Consider the following 19,161-nt stretch of genomic DNA (forward strand, 5'->3'; position numbering starts at 1 on the left):
TGTGTCGAATACCTGAGTGCTCACAGGCCCACCTCCTCGTACTCCGTAAATCGAGGGTACTGGGTGCGGCGATACAGGCGGCGGTACCCGTGATCATGCGCGGCGTCGCAGGGTCGCGCGCGGCGTCGCAGGTCCGGGGCGGGTGGTCTACCCTGGGCCGGTGCCGAGCTATGCGTACCGTTGCCGCAGTTGCGGCGATACCTTCGAGATGTCCCGCCCGATGGCGCAGGCGGCGGATCCGGCCGACTGCCCGCAGGGGCACGCGGACACCGTCAAATTGCTGACCACGTTCGGAACCGTGAGCCGCGGTGGGGGCGGTGGCGCGCCGAGCGCACCGGCCGTGCCGTCGGGTGGCGGCGGTTGCTGTGGCGGCGGGGGCTGCTGCTGATTCCCGCCGATTCGGACCGGCTGAACTAGTCGGTCGATTCGGGCTGCGGCTGCGCCTGCTCCGAACTCTTGTCCGAGTGGCCCAGCGAGCGTTCTGGGGCGACCCGGTCCCGCACGCGCTGCTTGAGCACGGGGATTTCGGGAAAACCACCGTCCGCCTTGCGATCCCAGATCTGCTCGCCGTCCACGGTGATACGGAAGACGCCACCCTCACCGGGGATCAGCGCCACCTCGGACAGGTCGGTCGCGAAGGTGGTCAGCAACTCCTGAGCCATCCAGCTCGCACGCAGCAGCCAGCGGCACTGGGTGCAGTATTCGATCGCCACACGGGACATACCCGGCACCCTACCGTGATCGTGCACGGGCATCGGCGGGCAGCCATTCACCCGGGCCGAATTCAGTATCCATACAGCGAATTCCACAGTGCTGCCGGGTTTTTCGCATTCGGTAACAGCCACGTCCCGGCAAATCGCTTCCTCTCGTACTTGTCGGTGCCCTGCGATAGAAATAGGGGGAACGAACGAAGGGGGCATTGATGACCACCGCCTGGACCGCCGAGCAGATCGCGGCGCTGGCTCCGGATGCCGCATCGCTCACCGCCGCACGCAAGCTGCGCGGCAAGTGGAGCGGTGGCGGGCAGCACGACACGGCACTGTGGGGACTGTGCCAGGGCAGTGGCAGCCGCCCGTATCAGACCGTCATCGACATCTCAGGTCCCGCATACAAATGCTCGTGCCCGAGTCGTAAATTCCCGTGCAAACACGCGTTGTCGCTATTGCTTTCCTGGTCCGCGGGCGAAATCGCCGCTACCGACACCATTGCCGATTTCGCGGGTGAATGGCTGGCCGGTCGTGCCGCTCGGGAGGCGAAGAAGTCCGCACCCGAATCGAATTCGCCACGCTCCGGTAAATCCGCCACGGCCGATCAGCGCCAGGCCCGTGTCACCGCCGGTCTCGCCGATCTCGATATCTGGCTGACCGATCAGGTCCGCACCGGCCTGGCCCAGGCCGATCGCTCACTGACCGCCTTCGAAACCGTGGCGGCCCGCATGGTCGATGCCCAGGCGTCCGGCGTGGCCACCACGCTGCGCCAGCTGCCCCGTGCGGCGGCCCGCTCCGAATGGCCCCGGCTCCTGCTGCGTGAATACGCCCGCCTGCACCTGCTCGCCACCGCGCACCGCCGCCTCGAAACCCTCTCCCCCGCACTGCAAGCCAGCGTCCGCACCCACATCGGCTACCCCACCCCGGTGGAAGTTGTCCGCGCCGAACCAGCTGTCCGCGACCACTGGATGGTCGTAGGCCAGCGCACCACCACCGAAGACGGCCTCTACACCCGCCGAGTCTGGTTGCGCGGCCGCACCTCCGCCCGCTGGGCCGTGCTCGTGGACCACCACTACGGCAGCCCCAGCTTCCCCCAGGACACCCCCCTCCCCGGCTTCCAAGTCGACGCCGACATCCACTACTACCCCGCGTCCACCCCCCTCCGCGCCCTCTGGGGCCCCCGCCACGCCTACCCCGAACCCTTCACCACCATCCCGCGATCGGGCGGTATTGCCGGTGCGCTGGAGGAGCAGGCGCGGGCCGTGGGGGCGGATCCGTTTTTGCGGGCTTGGCCGGTGGTGTTGGCGGAGGTGGTGCCGGTACGGGACGAAAGTGGCTGGTATCTGGCGGAAGCCGATTCGACGGCGGTGCCGATTGCGGTTGCGGACGGGGAGCCGTGGCGGCTGTTGGGATTGTCGGGTGGGCATCCGGTGACAGTGGTCGGTGAGTGGACTGCCGATGGGCTGGTGCCGGTTGCGGCGCTGCTGGACGGGGACGTGGTGGACATCGGTGTGGCGGAGGGGACCACATACGGTGTGCCGAGCGGGTCGGCGCAGTCCGATACGGGGAGCACGGGACTGGTGTCGGCCGCGCTGGTCGGGACGGCTCGGCGGGCGGTGGATCGGGCCGGGCTGGCCGTTCCGGTGGCCGCGGCGGCCGCGCGACTGGGGGGTGATCCGGCGGCCGATCTGCTCGAAACCGTTGCGCTGCAGGATTGTTTCGCACGTGGCGGGGTCGGCACCGGGTCGGTGGAATTGCCCGGGGTCGCGGAGGACGATGCGCGCTCCCGGTTGCCGGTGGCGGCCGCGGCGCGGCTGGCGGAACTGCTCGCCGATAATTCACCATTCCTGGACGAATGGCTCGCGGTGGCCGGGAAACGGGACTTCCGCGCGCCGGACGCGCTGGCGAGCATACTGCTCGAGCGCGCGAAAGGGCTTGCGGCACATCGGGAACCGCTGCTGCGGCTGGCCGGTGCGCGGGGACGCTGGCTCGCCGCCCAGCATCCGGGCTGGCGCACGCTGGTGCGGGCCGCGGTGGAGGACGAGTCGGTGTGGTCGCACGGCCGCACCGCGGAGCGGCGAATGTGGCTGGTGCAGTTGCGCCGTCGCGATCCGGCGGCCGCCCTGGCGGCGCTCACCGGTTCGTGGGGCACCGAATCCGGGCCCGGCAAATCGGAGCTGCTGGCGGTGCTCGCCGATGGACTCTCGCTCGCGGATGAGGCGCTGCTCGAATCCGCGCTGGACGATCGCCGGGCCGAGGTGCGGCGCACGGCGGCGGATCTGCTGGGCCGACTGCCCGATTCGGCCTTCGCGCAGCGCATGGCCGAGCGCGCAGGCGCCTGGTTGACCTTCGGTAGGCGGCTGCGGCGTCCGGAGCTCACCACCACGGGTCCGGGTGTACTCGACGATGCTGCTCGCCGCGACGGCATCGGAGACGCCTTCGGCTACACCGCCTATTCCGCCACCGCCTATCGCGCCGACGGCGCACCCGATCTGGCCGCCGAATGGCTGCACCGCGTGGTGGCCGCCACCCCGCTGCGGCACTGGGAGCGGGTCCTCGGCCCGCCCGAACAGGCGGTGCGCACGGCCATGACCGAGACCATGCGCGGCGCCATGTTCGCGGGCTGGTCGGATGCCGCACTGGCACACCGGGATTCGACCTGGGCGCAGGCACTGTTCGCGGCCTTCGCCGCACAGGAGGCGGGCGAGTCCGACAGCGAGAAGCTGCGCGAACTCTTCGCCCTGCAACCGCTCGACGATCAGATCCGGCATCTGCGCCGGCTGGACAGCAGCTGGCTCGCCGAAATCGAATCCCTGCTGCGTGCCATGCCGGCGCCCTGGCCCGGCCCGCTGGCCGAACACGTGCTGCGCCTGCTGCTGGACCGTGCGCAGCTCTGCGCCGACCGCCCGGGCGCGCCCAGCCTGGTCCCGGGTTCCTACCGCACCCTGTTCCGCGCCGCCTCCTCGCACTTCCCGGTGACCGCCGCCGACATGGTGACCGGTATCGCCCGCAAATGCGGAGATCCGTACTGGGAGCAGGCCTTCGACCAACTCGCCCACGACCTCATTCACCGTAAGACAATGCTCGAGGAGCTGATGTGAGCACCATTCAGGAGCAGGACGTCCTGCTGCGCCCGCACGCCGAACAGGCCTTCGCCGATGAACTGGCCGCACTGGCCAAAACCGATGATCGCCCGCGCCCGCCCTCCTGGCAGCTCTCGCCCTGGGCCGTGGTCACCTATCTGCTGGGTGGCACCCTGTCCGACGGCACCGTGATCAGCCCCAAATATGTGGGCCCGCGCCGCCTCATGGAGGTCGCGGTCGCCACCCTCGCCACCGATCGGGCGCTGCTGCTGCTCGGGGTGCCCGGCACCGCGAAAACCTGGGTGTCCGAACACCTTGCGGCCGCGGTGTCCGGTAAGTCGACACTGCTGGTGCAGGGCACCTCCGGCACCGCGGAGGAGGCCATCCGCTACGGCTGGAACTACGCGCGCCTGCTGGCCGAGGGTCCGAGCGAGGCCGCCCTGGTGCCCTCGCCGATCATGACCGCCATGCGCGCCGGTTCCATCGCCCGGCTGGAGGAGCTCACCCGCATTCCCTCGGATGTGCAGGATGCGCTCATCACCGTGCTCTCGGAGAAGACGCTGCCCGTCCCGGAGCTGGGTACGGAAGTGCAGGCGGCCAAGGGTTTCAATGTGATCGCCACCGCCAACGACCGTGACCGCGGCGTCAACGAACTCTCCTCCGCGCTGCGGCGGCGCTTCAATACCGTGATCCTGCCGCTGCCCGCCGGTGAGGACGAAGAGGTCTCCATCGTCACCCGCCGGGTCGAACAACTCGGTGTCGCACTGGAATTGCCCGCCGTGCCCGCCGCCGCCGCCGAAGAGGTGCGGCGCGTGGTGCGGGTCTTCCGCGAACTGCGCTCGGGTATGACCGCGGACGGCCGCACCAAGCTGAAGTCGCCGTCCGGCACGCTCTCCACGGCCGAGGCGATCTCGGTGATCACCAATGGCCTGGCCCTGGCCGCGCACTTCGGTGACGGCGTGCTCCGGCCCTCCGATATCGCGGGTGCGGTGCTGGGCGCGATCATCAAGGATCCGGTCGCCGATGCCGTGGTGTGGACCGAATACCTGGAAGCCGTGGTGCGCCAGCGTCCCGACTGGGCCGACTTCTACCGGGCCTGCCGCGAGGTGAGCTGATGACCACCGTGTCCACCACCGTGACGGCGGAGACCCGGATCTTCGGCATTCGCCACCACGGCCCCGGTTCCGCGCGTTCCCTGCGCCTGGCCCTCGAAAAGTTCTCTCCCGACGCCATTCTCATCGAAGGACCGGCGGATGCCGATCCGCTGCTCGGTTATATCGCCGCCGAGGGTATGGAACCTCCGGTCGCCCTGCTCGGCTATCAGCCGGATGAGCCCGCCAAGGCCGCGCTGTGGCCCTTCGCGGTGTTCTCGCCGGAGTGGCAGGCCATGCGGTACGGCTCCGAAAACGACGTGTCCGTGGGCTTTTTCGACCTGCCCGCCGCCATGACGCTCGCTCTCGACGACGAGCCCGGTGATCGCGGCGATCCACTGTCGGATCTCGCCGAGGCCGGCGGTTACGACGATGCCGAGCGCTGGTGGGATGCGATTGTCGAATCCTCCTCGGACGCCGATATTTTCGATGCGGTGAACGAGGCCATGACGGCCCTGCGCGAAACCGCCGAGATCGACGAGCACACGCTGCGCCGGGAGGCGCATATGCGGCAGGTCATGCGAAAGGTGCTGAAGGACGGCGCACAGCGGCTCGCCATCGTCTGCGGCGCGTGGCACGGCCCGGCCCTGTCCGGCAAGCTCGGCCCGGCCGTCGCGGATGCGCGGATCCTGAAGGGGCTGCCCAAGGGCAGAGCGACGCTGACCTGGGTGCCGTGGACGCATTCGCGCCTGTCGACGGCCTCCGGATACGGCGCGGGCATTACCTCGCCGGGCTGGTACCACCACCTGTTCACCCAGACCGAGCAGCCGATCGCGCGCTGGCTCACCAGGGTGGCGGGCATGCTGCGCCGGCACGATCTGCCGGTGTCGAGTGCGCACATCATCGAATCGGTGCGGCTGGCAGAGGCTCTCGCGACCCTGCGCGGGCGTCCGCTCGCGGGCCTGTCCGAGGTGACCGAGGCGACGCGGGCGGTGCTGTGCGACGGTGACGAGACCCTGCTGCGACTGGTCAGCACCGAAATGGTGGTCGGCGAGGCGCTGGGCGCGGTGCCGGAGGGTACGCCAACGGTCCCGCTCGAAGCCGATCTGCGCGCCCAGGCGAAGACCCTGCGCCTGAAGCAGCAGGCTCTGGAGCGCACGGTGGATCTGGACCTGCGCACCGAGAACGGGATGGCGAAATCCCGGCTGCTGCACCGGCTCCGGCTGCTCGGCATCGGCTGGGGCCGGCTCACCGACAGCCAGGTACGCAATACCGGCACGTTCCGGGAGACCTGGACCCTGCGGTGGCGGCCGGAGCTGGCCATCGCGGTGGTGGAGGCGGCGCGCTGGGGCACCACCCTGCGCATTGCCGCCGAGGCCAAGATCCTCGATGCGGTGGCCGCACCGGATGCCACCGTGGGCACGGTCTCGGCGGCGCTGGAGTCGGCGCTGCTGGCCGCTCTCGGCGGGGCCACCGAGGGCCTGATCATCCGCCTGGAATCGGTTGCGGCACTGGACCATGACGTCACGCATCTGCTGGCCGCGCTACCGGGCCTGCTGCGCACCCTGCGCTACGGCGATGTGCGCGGCACCGATACCGACGCCCTGACCCGGGTGGCCGACGGCCTGCTGGTGCGCGTATGCGCCGGTCTACCCAGTGCCGTCACCGGGCTGGACGGTGATGCCGCCGCCGAGCTGCGCGCCCTCATCGATGCGGTGCACCTGGCACTCTCCGCGCGTGATAGCGAATGGGCCACCGGCACTTGGCTTTCCGCCCTGCGCGCCATCGCCGATCGTGACGATGTCAACGGCGCCCTGGTGGGCCGCGCGGTCCGGCTGCTCTGCGACGCCGAACTCATCGACGCCGCCGAATCGGCCCGCCGACTATCGGCCGCACTCTCGGTGGGCCACAGCGCAATCGACAAGGCGGCCTGGATCGACGGCTTCCTGGGCGGCCGCGGCCTCCTGCTCGTCCACGACCGAAACATGCTGAGCCTCATCGACACCTGGCTCTGCGACCTCGACGAAGACCAATTCACAGCCACCCTCCCCCTCCTGCGCCGCACCTTCGGCGCCTTCGATACCGGCGAACGCCAAGCCATCGGCCAGGCCGTCCGCCACGGCGCACCCACCACCTCGAGCACAACCACCACCGAATACGACCTCACACGCGGCGAACTCGCCCTCACCGCCGCGGCCGAAATCCTCGGTGTAGCCGGATGATCCGGCCGAGGAGTAACAACCACCCCCGTCATTCCCGCGTACTTTCGGCGGGAACCCACCGGAATCAACTGAGCCACCGCGGATCCCGGCCGAAAGCATGCCGGGATGACGAGGGTGGTCCCGCCGGAGAGGGACCGGCCGAAGGTGCATACGGCTCGCGAGATTTGGGAGGAATGGCATGAGCGAGGTAGATGCCGCACAGAGTTCGAACGAAGCACAGTCGCGGCGTTGGCGATTGGTGCTGGGTGGTGCTGCCGAGGCCGGGTTGGGCGGGCTCGGGGGCGCTGAGGATGCGGCCATGGATCGGGCATTGGGGGCGCTGTATGACGCCGATGCCCGGGGTGGGGCGAGTGGGCGGCGCAGCGGCGGGCTCGGGGGTTCCGCGCCGCAGGTGGCGCGGTGGCTGGGTGATATCCGGCGGTATTTCCCCTCGACCGTGGTGGAGGTGATGCAGCGGGATGCGGTGGACCGGCTGAATCTGACCGAATTGCTGTTGGAGCCCGAGCTTTTGGAGGCGGTGGAGCCGGATGTGCATCTGGTCGGCACGCTGCTGAGCCTGAATCGGGTGATGCCCGAGACCACCAAGGCCACCGCACGCATGGTGGTGGGGAAGGTGGTGCGGGAGATCGAGCGGCGGCTGGCCGCGCAGACCATTGCGGCGGTCGGCGGCGCGCTGAATCGGGCGGCCCGGGTATCGCGGCCCAAGCTGCGGGATATCGACTGGGACCGCACCATTCGCAAGAATCTGGCCAATTATCTACCGGAGCACCGCACGGTGGTCCCGGAACGCCTGGTCGGCTACGGCCGTAAGGCGCAGGCGGTGCGCCGCGATGTGGTGCTGGCCATCGACCAATCCGGATCCATGGCCTCGAGCGTGGTCTACGCCTCGGTATTCGGCGCGGTGCTGGCTTCCATGCGCTCGCTGAAAACCTCACTCGTAGTGTTCGACACCGCCGTCGTGGATCTCACCGACAAGCTGGCCGATCCGGTGGATGTCCTGTTCGGCACCCAGCTCGGCGGCGGCACCGATATCAATCGCGCCATCGCCTATTCGCAATCGCTCATCACCCGCCCCGAGGCCAGCCTCTTCGTCCTGATCTCCGACCTCTACGAGGGCGGCGTCCGCGCCGAAATGCTCCGCCGCATCCGCACCATGAAGGAGTCCGGCGTCCAGGTAGTCGTCCTCCTGGCCCTCTCCGACGAGGGCGCCCCCGCCTACGACCACGACAACGCCGCCGCCCTCACCGCCCTCGGCGTCCCCGCCTTCGCCTGCACCCCCGACCGCTTCCCCGACCTACTGGCCGTAGCCCTCGACCGCGGCGACGTCCAAGCCTGGGCCAACCTCAACGCGGGCAAGCCGTAACCCCTGAACCCGCCGGAGCGGAGCGGGGGCAGATTGAACAGAGCTAAGCTAACCAGCGATCTGTCTCGTGGAACGGGGGCCCGACTTTGCGCACCGGTGATGTATTCGCGGGGTTCGTCGTCGAACGCGAGCTCGGCCGCGGCGGTATGGGGTCGGTGTATCTGGCCCGGCATCCTCGCCTGCCGCGCAAGACCGCGCTGAAGCTGCTGAATCAGGAGATGTTCAGCGATACCGAGATCCGCGCCCGGTTCATCCGGGAGGCGGATCTGGTGGCGCAGCTCGATCATCCGAATATCGTCACGGTCTACGACCGCGGCACCGAGGACGAGCAGCTGTGGATCTCCATGCAGTTCGTGGACGGTGTGAACGCCTCCACCGTCAAGGCGGGCACGCTGCCGCCGCTGCGCGCCGCGCAGATCATTTCCGAGACCGCCAAGGCCCTCGACTACGCGCACGGGCGCGGCGTGCTGCACCGGGATGTGAAGCCGGCGAATATCCTGCTGGCCCGGTCCTCGAGCAAGGCCGGGGGCGGGGAGCGGGTCTATCTCACCGATTTCGGCATTGCCCGGCTGCGGGACGATACCGGCCATCTGACCCAGACCGGCACGGTGACCGCGACCCTGGCCTACGCCTCCCCCGAGCAGCTGACCGGCTCGGTCATCGACGGCCGCTCCGATCAGTACGCGCTGGCCTGCACGCTGTTCCAATTGCTCACCGGCGTGGTGCCGTTCGAGGGCACCAGCCCGGCCGCGGTGATTCGCGGCCATCTGCAGCTGCCGCCGCCCGCGGCGAGCCCACTGCGCACGGAGCTACCCCGGACCATCGACCCGGTGCTCGCGCGGGCCCTGTCCAAGCGCCCGCAGGACCGCTACCGCTCCTGCGCCGAATTCGCCGCCGCCGTCGAGCAGGCCCTGCGCCCGGTCGTGCCCCCGCGCCCGCCGACCCCGGCGCATCCGCAGCCGATTGTCGTCGCGCCCAGGCAGCCGACCCCGGCCCGCCCGCAACCGGTGATTCCGACCCCGGCCACCCCGCGCCCGCAGGTGGGGCCGCTCTCCGGACCGGCGTACCAGAATCCGGTATCGGGTCCGGCGTACCAGAATCCCGTCCAGAACTCCGGTCCGGCATATCAGAATCAGGCGCCCGCCTATCAGAATCCGGCCCCGGTGTACCAGAATCCGTCCAGCGGCCCGGCCTACGTCCATCAGTCGACGAATTATTCGTCCGGTCCGGTGCAGCAGCCGACATACTCTGCGCCAGAAGGCAGTTCGTTCCCGGTCGGCTGGATGATCGCGGGTGTCACCGCGATTCTGCTGATCGTCATCGTGGTGGTCGTCACCATCCTGTACTACCGCTGACGTTCCCCGACAATAGGATTCGGCCGGTCACCCCGAGGTGACCGGCCGAATCCTTTCCTACCCAGCGACTTCCGCCACGCCTACATATCGGCGATGGCCGCCAGCGGTGGCGTCCGCGCGGCGCGGATGGCGGGCCACAGCGCCGCGAGCACACCGACCACGGCGGAGCTGACCATCATGATCACGATCTGTCCCCACGGCACCGCGATCTGCTGCAGGCCGAGATCCCGTAGCGTGCGCAGGAATCCGGCGCCGAGCCCGAGCCCGAGCACCACGCCGATCACCGCACCGAAGATCGCTATCAGCATGGATTCCAGATAGATGGTGCGCCGCACCTGTGGTCGCTGCATACCGACCGCACGCAGCATGCCGATCTCCCGGCGGCGTTCCACCACCGACAGCGCCAGCGTATTGACGATGCCGAGAATCGCGATCACCACCGCCAGCGCCAGCAGCCCGTACAGGATGGCCAGCATGGTGTTGATCTGCTTGCCCTGCGCACCCTTGAAATCATTGCGGTCCTGCACCTGAACCACGGCCCACTGATCGACGGCCTTCTCCAGGTTGGACCGCATGACCGACAGGTCCGCTCCCGGCTGCGCGGTGATCAGCACAATGAAATTGGTGCGGAAGCTGACCGGCATGACCTGGTCGTACAGCGCCATCGGCGCCACCATGGTGCCGAGCAGCTGGGTGTCCTTGTAGATGCCCTCGACGACAACCTGGTACTTCTTGTTGTCGAGACTGGTCACATCGACGGTCTGGCCGGCGTGCCAATTATGGTCGCCCGCTTCGGTTTCCGACACCATGATGCCGTTGTCGCCGAGCTGGTCGGTGCCCTGCTTCAGGTCGTAGCCGAGCACCTTGTTCAGCGGCCCCTCGGGCACGGTGCCGAGCAGCTGATCACTGCCGACCTTGAGCGCCACACCGTGGAACTGCACCACATCCTGCACGCCCGGAATCGCTTGCACCGCAGGCCCGGCCGCCAGCGGAACGCCGACCAGACTGTTGGCCGGTCCCTGCAGAATGAAGTCGGCCTTGACGCCCTTGTCCACCAGATCACTGATGCTGGCCTTGGACGAGGACCCGAGCATGCCGATGGCGGTCACCAGCATGAGCCCGAGGGTGAGCGCGAAGGCGGTGGCCGCGGTGCGGCGCGGATTGCGCAGCGCATTGTTGCGCGCCATCACGCCGACCGGACCGAAGGGCCGCACCAGCACCGCGAGCACCCGCACCACCGGCTGCGAGAGCGCCGGGGAGGCCAGCAGCACCGCGAAAATCAGTGCCAGCGCGCCGATTCCGACGGTGAGGGCGGCATTGCCGCCGGCATTGCGCGATCCGAGATAGACCAGGATCGCACCGGCCACGCCCAGCACCGCACCGCTGATGGCGCGCACCCGGCTGGACTCGGTTCCCGAACCGAGTTCGGCGCGCATGGCCTCGACCGGCGGAATGGTCGCCGCGCGGCGGGCGGGTGCGTAGGCGCTGAACACGGTCACCAGCGTGCCGACGCCGAGCGCCACCAGGACGGTGCGCGGCTGCAGCGACATCGTTCCGGTCGGCAGGCCCAGGTTGAAGGCATTGAGCAGTGCGGAGAGCCCGAGGGCCAGCCCCACTCCGGCCGCGAGACCCAGTGCGCTGCCGAGCAATCCGATGATCAGGGCCTCACCGACCACGGAGCGGCCGACCTGCTGGCGGCTCGCGCCGATCGCCCGCAGCAGCGCCAGCTCCCGCAGGCGCTGCGCGACCAGCATGGAGAAGGTGTTGTAGATGATGAAGGTGCCGACGATCAGCGCGATGGCGCCGAAGGCGAGCAGGAAGTAATTGATGAACTTGAGCGCGTCGCCGATCTGCTTCTTCATATCGGCACGGACCTGATCGCCGTCCTGCACCTTGTAATCGGGGAAGACCTTGGCGATCTGATCGCGCAGCGCATCCGGCTGCACACCGGATTTGGCGGCGATATCGACGAACGCGACATGCTCACCGTCGGTGAACAATTCCTTGGCCTGCGCATCGTCGAAGTACAGATTGATGAATCCGCCGGTATTGCCCGGCAGATCGTAGATGCCCGACACCGTGACGTCGATATTGCCCTTGGACGGGACCAGCACCTTGGTCTGATCGCCGACGTGCAGGCCCGCGAGATCGGCGCCGCCCCGGTTGATGGAGATCTCGCCGTCCTTGGTGGGCGGTCCACCGGCACTGTACTTGTCGGGCGCGGCGACGGATTTGTCCGGCGGCAGATACGAGGTGCCGGAAGTCGGTGCGCCGCCGGTCTGTACGGCCTTACCGTCCTTGAGCAGCACCACCGGCCCGTTCACGCCGGGAGCGACCGCGCGCACATCGTTCATGCCCGCGATCTTGTCGACCGTCTCGTTCGGAATGCCCAGGGACTGCCGCTCTTTCGGGCTCACCCGGACATCGACGCCCTTGGCCTGATTGGCGAAGATATCGTCGAAGGTGTGCTGCAGGCTGTCGGTGAAGACGAAAGACCCTGCGATGAAGGCGGTTCCGAGCACCACCGACAGCAGGGTGAGCACCAGCCGCACCTTGTGCGCGGCGAGGTTGCGCAAGGCAACCTTGCGCATGGGACTTCCGGACATCAGACGGTCTCCAGCGACTTCATCTTGTCGAGCACGGAATCGGCGGTGGGCGAACGCAATTCGTCGACCAGGCGACCGTCGGCGAGGAAGACCACCCGATCGGCATAGGACGCGGCGCGCGGATCGTGCGTCACGATCACCACGGTCTGCCCGAATTCGTCGACGGCCGCGCGCAGAATCGACAGCACCTCACCGGAAGATCTGGAGTCCAGGTTGCCGGTCGGCTCGTCACCGAAGATAATGTCCGGCTTGCCTGCCAGCGCCCGCGCGCACGCGACGCGCTGCTGCTGGCCGCCGGAGAGTTCACTGGGCCGGTGCGTGAGGCGGTCGTTCAGGCCGAGCCGCTTGAGCACGGTCGAGAGCCACTCCTCATCGGCCTTGCGGCCCGCGATATCGAGCGGCAGCGTGATGTTCTCCAGCGCCGTGAGGGTCGGCACGAGATTGAAGGCCTGGAAGACGAATCCGATCCGGTCGCGGCGCAGCTGGGTCATGCCCTTGTCGGACAGCTCGGTGAGATTGGTATCGCCGATGTGCACCGCGCCCGCGGTGGCCTCGTCCAAACCGGCGAGGCAGTGCATGAGGGTGGACTTGCCGGAGCCCGACGGCCCCATGATGGCGGTGAACTCGCCCCTCTTGAACTCGGCCGTCACCCCGTCTAGAGCTCGAACCTGGGTGTCGCCCGAGCCGTAGATCTTCACCAGATCGGTCGCGCGGGCGGCGACCGTGTCAGCGCCCGCGTCGAGGCCGACGGTATCGGAGACATTCGAAGTCATGACGTCCAGTGTGTCGAGCTTCCGCGCCGGACGCCATCCGGGATCGCCCGGAGAGCCGCACCCTCATGGATTCCTTAGATCATCCTGAGGGCTGATGATCACCGCATAGGTGCGACCTCACCGGTGGGCACCGGTGCGGAAGTGGTCGGATCTTCGGTCGGGTCATAGGTCTGCTCATCGGTCACGCCGGGCGCGGGCAGGTGGGTGGTGATCACCGCGGGCGGCGCCGAGGGCAGCTGCCGATTGACGTAGGCGATGCAGCCGGCGACCGCGACCACCGGGACCACCACGAGCAAGACCAGACCCAGCAAGCAGCCGCGAAGCTTCGACCTGCGCTTACGCGGTTTGGCCGCCGGCTTACCGCTGAACACCGTGCGCGCTCCCGGCGGCTTCCCGCCGCGCACCGGCCCACCCGGCACGGTCAGCCCCCGGGTGGGCGTCACCGATGCACCGCTCGGAAACTGCCTGGCCGCAGGCTGACCCGTGAACGGCGCGGACATGGCCGCCGTCCGGGGCGGCGTCATCCCTCCGGCGTACGGGGTCTGCCCGCCCACCGCCTGACCGTAGTGGAGCGCGGGGTTCACCGTGTGTGAGCCCGACCCGGCCACCGGCTGACCGGAGACAGGCGCACCCGATCCGTGCCGGGGCGCGAATTGCCTTGCCGGCGAGCCGGGTACCTCCCCGGGCTGGGGCGCTCCCGACCAGCCCTGACCAGCCGGTGACTGGGCCGCGAATTGGCCGCGGCCCGATCCGTTTCCGGCGGGAACCGCATTCGGCGGGAGTTGCCGGGTGGGCGCGTAACCGGCCGGACTGGTGAGCGCCTGCTGCGCCGCGACTGCGAAGGCGGTGCAGGAAGCGAAGCGATCCGAAGGTTCCTTGGCCATGGCGCGGGCCATGACCGCGTCCAGGGCCTGGGGTAGCCCCGGGCGCAGCTGGCTGACCAGGGGCGGCGGCTGGTTGAGATGCCCCTGCATGATCGCGACCGGATGTTCGGCGGCGAACGGAATATCGCCCGTGAGCAGGCGAAACAGCGTGCAGGCCAGGGAGTACTGGTCACAGCGGTGATCGAGCGGCTTGCCGATCAGCTGTTCCGGGGCCGCATAGGCGAGCGTGGCCGTGAAGGAACCGGTCTGGGTGAGCCTGGTGGAGTCCTCGCGCAGGCGGGCAATGCCGAAGTCCGCCAGGAAGACCCGCTCCTCGCCCTCATCGCGTTCGAGCAGGATATTGGCGGGCTTCACATCCCGGTGCAGCACACCCTTGCGGTGCGCGAAATCCAGCGCCTTGGCGGTATCGGCGATGATCCGAATCGCCTGCTGCGGCGGCAATTCCGCGGAATTGAGGGTCGAGGCGTCCACACCGTCGATATAGCGCATGGAGATCCACAGCCGGTCGCCCTCGATGCCGCGGTCGTAGATCGGGACGATGTGCGGATGCTCGAGCCGCGTGATCAGATCGGCCTCGCGCTCGAAGCGCGCGCGAACCTCGTTGTCGCCGAACAGTTCCCGGTTCAGCAGCTTCAGCGCGGTCCGCCGCGGCAACCGCGGATGCTGGGCCAGGTACACCGACCCCATCCCGCCACGACCGAGCTCCCGTTCGATCAGGTAACCCGCGAACGTCTCTCCGCTGCGCAGCACCGAGTCCCTTTCCGCCGATTACCCGGACCGGACCCTAACGCGCGCGCAGCGGACCGGACAAGCCCGTCAGTTCAAAGGTGCGGAGCGCCACCAGGTCAGTAGGGCGTCCATGGTGCCCGCCACACCGTCGGTGTACATGAGGTACTGGGTGCGGTTGTTGTCGCCGGTGAAGACGGTGACCATGCGCGGGCGGGAACCGGTGAACTGGTAGTTGGTGTAGGTCTTGCCGCCGCTGGCATCGGAGGATGTCTTATCCGGCTTCAGGCCGCTGACCACCGATTTCACCTTGTCCGCCGACGAGTACGCGTAGATCCGGTAGAACGGATCGTCATTGTTCCCGCCGCCGAAGCAGCGCCACTGCGCCGCCCAATCACCGAAATCGGGTTCGCCGTCGGACTTGTCCGGCGGGCTCTTCGGATCGGCCACCCAGCAGTTCGCACCGTTGTAGCCCGTATCACCGGTGGCGGTGGCCGGGACCAGACGCGGGAACTGGGCGCTGATGCCGGCCACATCGGCGGAGGTACCGGACGAACTGCCGGAGGAGGCGGGGGTGGACGCGTGGGCCGAGGTGGAAGCGTAGGCGGAGGTGGTCGGCGCCTTCGCGGTGGTGGTCGTGCCACCGGCCTTGTCGCTGCCGCCGCTGAGCGCGACCAGCACCACGACGGCCGCGATGGCGAGCACCACAACGCCGATGATCGCGCCGATGATCAGTCCGGTATTGGACTTCTTCGGCGGCTGCGAGTGTGGCGGGCCGATCGGCGGGCGCATATTCGGAGGCGGCCCGACCGGATTGGCATGGTTGCCGGACTGATTCGCGTAGTTGCCGGACTGATTTGCGTAATTACCCGAGGGGTTGGCGTAATTGCCCGACTGATTCGTGTAGTTGTACGTCGGCGGGCCGGTGTACTGATTCGTCGGCCGGGCGCCGGAGTTGTACAGCTGCTGCGGCGGCGGTGTGGCCGTATTCACCTGTGCCGAATACTGATTCGGCGTCACCGTCGGCGCCGAACCCGAGATGTTCGGCCGCGGGCCGCCCGTCTGCATCGGCACGCCGGAGGGCTGCATATGCCCGCCGGAGGTCTGCGTCGGCGCACCGTTCATGAACCCACCGGCCGGCTGCGCGATCGTCGGGCTCGCACCCATGACCGGCTGCGGCGGCGCGGTGCGCGGATTCACCAGCGGCATGGCCGGAGCGCTGGGCGCGGTCAGCGCGCGCCGGGCGGCGGCGGCGAAATCGGCGCAGCTGGGGAAGCGGTCCTCCGGGCGCTTGGCCATGGCCTTGGCCATCACCAGATCCAGCGAATGCGGCAGACCGGGCCGCAGCCCGCTCAGCGGCGGCGGCGGTTGCTGCAGATGACCCTGGATGACGGCGGCCGGATTGGTCGCCGAGAACGGACCGGACCCGGTCAGCAGCCAGAACAGGGTGCAGGCCAGCGAATACTGGTCGGAGCTGCCGTCCAGCGGGGAACCGGTGAGCTGTTCCGGCGAGGCGTAGGCCAGGGTCGCGGTGAAGGTGCCGGTCTGGGTGAGGTTCTGGCCGTGATCATCACGCAGGCGCGCGATGCCGAAGTCGGTGAGGTAGACCCGCTCGCCCTTACCGCCGGTGGATCGCGCCAGCAGAATGTTCGCCGGCTTCACATCGCGGTGCAGCACCTCATTGCGGTGCGCGTAGTCCAGCGCGTCCCCGGTCTCGGCGACGATCTGCACGGCCCGCTCCGGCGGCAGCGTCTGCGGAGTCACCCCGGAGGCGTCGACGCCGTCGACGTACTGCATGGAGATCCACAGCTGACCGTCTTCGAGCCCGCGGTCGTAGACGGTGACGATATTGTGGTGATCGAGCTGGGCGACCAGATCGGCCTCGCGCTCGAAACGCGCGCGAACCTCCTTGTCGAACACCATCTCCCGGTTCAGCAGCTTGAGCGCCGTGAGCCGGGGCAGACGGGGATGCTTGGCCAGATATACCGAGCCCATTCCCCCGCGCCCCAGCTGCCGCTCGATAATGTAGCCCGCGAAGACATCCCCGTTGGACAGCATGATCCGCTCCCACTTCCTACCTCGCGCGCCGGGACCCACCAGCGCGTGACGTACCGCAATCGATCGGCGTGATCGTGCTCGGGCCGATCCGGAAATCACCGAAACCATAGCGCAATCGAGTTCTACTGAACTATCTCCGCGGCGCGCGGTAGCGCAACAGAGGTGAGCACAATCTCTTGTCGGGGGGCGGCGATACGCTGGCTGCCATGCGCATAGGAGCACACGTCCGGCTCGACAGCGATCCCATCGGTTTCGGGGAGAAGCTGGGCGCCGACGTCATCCAGATGTTCGTGGTCGATCCGCAGAGTTGGGACAAACCCCAGCCGCACCCCCGGGCCGAGGAGATCAAGGCCAGTCCCATCGATCTGGTGGTGCACTCCTCGTACCAGATCAATGTGGCCAGCCTGAACAACCGGCTGCGCATGCCCTCACGCAATGCGGTGGCACAGCAGGCGAAGGCCGCGGCCGAGCTGGGCGCATTCGGGCTGGTGGTGCACGGCGGGCATGTCCGCTCCGATGCGGAGACCATCGACGGAATCCTCAACTGGCGCAAGCTCTTCGAGCGCCAGCAGGACAAGGGCGGTTTCGCGGTGCCGATTCTGATCGAGAACACCGCGGGCGGAAATCACGCCATGGCACGGCATTTCGACGATATCGGGCGGCTGTGGGACGCCGTCGGCGATTTCGGGGCCGGGTTCTGCCTGGACACCTGCCATGCCTGGGCGGGCGGTGAGGAACTGCTCGGCATTGTGGATCGGATCAAGGCCATTACCGGGCGCATCGATCTGGTGCATCTGAACTCCTCGCGCGACACCTTCGATTCGGGCGCGGACCGGCATGCGAATCTGGCCGACGGCACCATCGATCCGCAATTGCTGGTCGAGGTGTGCAAGGCGGTGGATGCGCCGATCATTCTGGAGACCCCCGCCGACGGCGTGGCCGAGGACCTGGCCTTCCTGCGCGAGCAGGTGGGTTAGCCCGAATGCGGCGGCCGGGTCCGGCATAACTCTGCGGTTAGGCGGGGTAACGGCTTTCGATCCGGCTGCGCGTAAACCTGTTTCGGCGACGGGGCCGGTGGTGTGCTCGAACGAAGCAATCGTTCGAGCGAAAGGCCCAGTATGTCCGTCGATTACGCCACCACCGCCACCGTGGTGAAGCTCGGCAGCAAGATCGGTGCGCGCATCGACGGCGTCCGTCTCGGAGGCGAGCTGGATTCCGAGACCGTGCAGGTCATTCAGGATGCGCTGCACCAGCACAAGGTCATCTTCTTCCGCGGCCAGGAACATCTGACCGAGGACGGCCAGCACGAGTTCGCGCAGCTGCTGGGCGCGCCCACCACCCCGCACCCGACCGTCACCTCGAAGGGCGTCAAGTCACTGCCCATCGATTCCGAGTACGGCCGCGCCAATAGCTGGCACACCGATGTCACCTTCGTGGACCGCATTCCGAAGGCGTCCATCCTGCGCGCGGTGCACCTGCCCGCCTACGGCGGCTCCACCACCTGGGCCTCCACCGTCGCCGCCTACGAATCGCTGCCCGCGCCGCTCAAGGCGCTGGTCGAGAACCTGCGCGCCCGGCACACCAATGCCTACGACTACGCCGCCGACCGCAGCGATTCGCACGCACCCAATGATCAGGGCAAGGCCTACCGCGCCGAATTCGAGTCCACCTACTACGAGACCGAGCACCCGGTGGTGCGCGTACACCCCGTCACCGGCGAGCGCGCCCTGCTGCTCGGCCACTTCGTCAAGAACTTCGCCGGCCTCACCGCCGCCGAATCCCAGGCCCTCTTCCAGCTCCTGCAGGCCCGAGTCACCAAGCTGGAGAACACCACCCGCTGGAACTGGCAACTCGGCGACGTAGCCATCTGGGACAACCGCGCCACCCAGCACTACGCCATCGACGACTACGACAGCCAGCACCGCCGCCTGACCCGCATCACCCTGGCCGGCGACATCCCCGTCGACATCCACGGCAACCCGAGCACCATCATCACCGGCAATGCCGAGCACTACTCCATCGTCGAAAAGGTCGCCCCCCGCGCCGCCTGACAAAACCCCTTCCGGCCGGTGCGACAGACACCCTCAACATCTCGACTGTCGCACCGGCCTTTTCGCGCAAATCAGACCTCGACCTCCCACCCGCTGCGCAGGTAAGCCGGGCACAGCTCCCGACGTGCCCGGGGCTGCGCGCTTTCCTTCGGTCACCCATCACTGGTCCGCTTTGACCGATTCCGTCAGCGCCCAGCCGGTCGATAGGCAACGGCGCGCGTGGCTTCACGTGCCGCACACGG

13 protein-coding genes are annotated in these 19,161 nt (G+C 68.2%); 8 read left to right on the forward strand and 5 right to left on the reverse strand.

Going from position 1 to position 19,161, the window contains the following annotated elements:
• Positions 1 to 160: 160 nt before the first annotated feature.
• Positions 161 to 388 carry a zinc ribbon domain-containing protein gene (locus ABZX86_RS01810; RefSeq protein ID WP_355119001.1) on the forward strand — a complete coding sequence of 76 codons (228 nt, stop codon included), beginning with the start codon at positions 161 to 163 and terminating at the stop codon, positions 386 to 388.
• A gap of 25 nt (positions 389 to 413) precedes the next feature.
• Here the strand turns inward: ABZX86_RS01810 and ABZX86_RS01815 are convergent, their stop codons facing one another.
• Complete coding sequence (locus tag ABZX86_RS01815; protein ID WP_355119003.1) at positions 414 to 722, reverse strand: SelT/SelW/SelH family protein; 309 nt, start codon at positions 720 to 722, stop codon at positions 414 to 416.
• A gap of 200 nt (positions 723 to 922) precedes the next feature.
• On the opposite strand from ABZX86_RS01815, the gene ABZX86_RS01820 reads away from it, so the two are divergent.
• The 5 genes from ABZX86_RS01820 to ABZX86_RS01840 all read left to right on the forward strand — a co-directional run bounded on the left by ABZX86_RS01820 (position 923) and on the right by ABZX86_RS01840 (position 9,821).
• A complete protein-coding gene (locus ABZX86_RS01820; protein ID WP_355119005.1) occupies positions 923 to 3,808 on the forward strand; it encodes an SWIM zinc finger family protein in 2,886 nt (961 codons plus the stop codon).
• Entirely contained in the window at positions 3,805 to 4,905 is a 1,101-nt protein-coding gene (locus ABZX86_RS01825; protein ID WP_355119007.1) for an AAA family ATPase, read from the forward strand. Before ABZX86_RS01820 ends, ABZX86_RS01825 begins: the two co-directional genes overlap by 4 nt.
• A complete protein-coding gene (locus ABZX86_RS01830) occupies positions 4,905 to 7,103 on the forward strand; it encodes a DUF5682 family protein (protein WP_355119009.1) in 2,199 nt (732 codons plus the stop codon). The genes ABZX86_RS01825 and ABZX86_RS01830 overlap by 1 nt, the downstream gene beginning before the upstream one ends.
• A gap of 178 nt (positions 7,104 to 7,281) precedes the next feature.
• Positions 7,282 to 8,466, forward strand: a complete 1,185-nt coding sequence (locus tag ABZX86_RS01835) for a VWA domain-containing protein (protein WP_355119011.1) — start codon at positions 7,282 to 7,284, stop codon at positions 8,464 to 8,466.
• An 86-nt stretch (positions 8,467 to 8,552) separates the two neighbouring features.
• Entirely contained in the window at positions 8,553 to 9,821 is a 1,269-nt protein-coding gene (locus ABZX86_RS01840; protein ID WP_355119013.1) for a protein kinase, read from the forward strand.
• An 80-nt stretch (positions 9,822 to 9,901) separates the two neighbouring features.
• Here the strand turns inward: ABZX86_RS01840 and ABZX86_RS01845 are convergent, their stop codons facing one another.
• The 4 genes from ABZX86_RS01845 to ABZX86_RS01860 form a co-directional block, all read right to left on the reverse strand.
• Positions 9,902 to 12,427, reverse strand: a complete 2,526-nt coding sequence (locus ABZX86_RS01845) for an FtsX-like permease family protein (protein WP_355119015.1) — start codon at positions 12,425 to 12,427, stop codon at positions 9,902 to 9,904.
• Positions 12,427 to 13,200 carry an ABC transporter ATP-binding protein gene (locus ABZX86_RS01850; protein ID WP_355119017.1) on the reverse strand — a complete coding sequence of 258 codons (774 nt, stop codon included), beginning with the start codon at positions 13,198 to 13,200 and terminating at the stop codon, positions 12,427 to 12,429. Before ABZX86_RS01850 ends, ABZX86_RS01845 begins: the two co-directional genes overlap by 1 nt.
• A gap of 98 nt (positions 13,201 to 13,298) precedes the next feature.
• Positions 13,299 to 14,834: a protein kinase gene (locus tag ABZX86_RS01855; RefSeq protein ID WP_355119018.1), complete on the reverse strand. Its 1,536-nt coding sequence runs from the start codon at positions 14,832 to 14,834 to the stop codon at positions 13,299 to 13,301.
• Positions 14,835 to 14,900: 66 nt separating this feature from the next.
• Positions 14,901 to 16,868 carry a protein kinase gene (locus ABZX86_RS01860; RefSeq protein WP_355119020.1) on the reverse strand — a complete coding sequence of 656 codons (1,968 nt, stop codon included), beginning with the start codon at positions 16,866 to 16,868 and terminating at the stop codon, positions 14,901 to 14,903.
• A gap of 206 nt (positions 16,869 to 17,074) precedes the next feature.
• Between ABZX86_RS01860 and ABZX86_RS01865 the strand changes: the two genes are divergently transcribed.
• Positions 17,075 to 17,845: a deoxyribonuclease IV gene (locus tag ABZX86_RS01865; RefSeq protein WP_355119022.1), complete on the forward strand. Its 771-nt coding sequence runs from the start codon at positions 17,075 to 17,077 to the stop codon at positions 17,843 to 17,845.
• 141 nt (positions 17,846 to 17,986) lie between these two features.
• Positions 17,987 to 18,919: a TauD/TfdA family dioxygenase gene (locus ABZX86_RS01870; protein WP_355119024.1), complete on the forward strand. Its 933-nt coding sequence runs from the start codon at positions 17,987 to 17,989 to the stop codon at positions 18,917 to 18,919.
• Positions 18,920 to 19,161: the final 242 nt, after the last annotated feature.

The sequence above is a fragment of the Nocardia sp. NPDC006630 genome (assembly GCF_040611495.1).
In the GTDB taxonomy this organism is placed as follows: domain Bacteria; phylum Actinomycetota; class Actinomycetes; order Mycobacteriales; family Mycobacteriaceae; genus Nocardia.

What these genes read in the sequence shown, in the direction of transcription:
- ABZX86_RS01815 (WP_355119003.1), bottom strand. Translation starts at nt 722, where the DNA reads ATGTCCCGTGTGGCGATCGAATACTGCACCCAGTGCCGCTGGCTGCTG.
- ABZX86_RS01820 (WP_355119005.1), top strand. Translation starts at nt 923, where the DNA reads ATGACCACCGCCTGGACCGCCGAGCAGATCGCGGCGCTGGCTCCGGAT.
- ABZX86_RS01830 (WP_355119009.1), top strand. Translation starts at nt 4,905, where the DNA reads ATGACCACCGTGTCCACCACCGTGACGGCGGAGACCCGGATCTTCGGC.
- ABZX86_RS01835 (WP_355119011.1), top strand. Translation starts at nt 7,282, where the DNA reads ATGAGCGAGGTAGATGCCGCACAGAGTTCGAACGAAGCACAGTCGCGG.
- ABZX86_RS01845 (WP_355119015.1), bottom strand. Translation starts at nt 12,427, where the DNA reads ATGTCCGGAAGTCCCATGCGCAAGGTTGCCTTGCGCAACCTCGCCGCG.
- ABZX86_RS01850 (WP_355119017.1), bottom strand. Translation starts at nt 13,200, where the DNA reads ATGACTTCGAATGTCTCCGATACCGTCGGCCTCGACGCGGGCGCTGAC.
- ABZX86_RS01860 (WP_355119020.1), bottom strand. Translation starts at nt 16,868, where the DNA reads ATGCTGTCCAACGGGGATGTCTTCGCGGGCTACATTATCGAGCGGCAG.
- ABZX86_RS01865 (WP_355119022.1), top strand. Translation starts at nt 17,075, where the DNA reads ATGCGCATAGGAGCACACGTCCGGCTCGACAGCGATCCCATCGGTTTC.
- ABZX86_RS01870 (WP_355119024.1), top strand. Translation starts at nt 17,987, where the DNA reads ATGTCCGTCGATTACGCCACCACCGCCACCGTGGTGAAGCTCGGCAGC.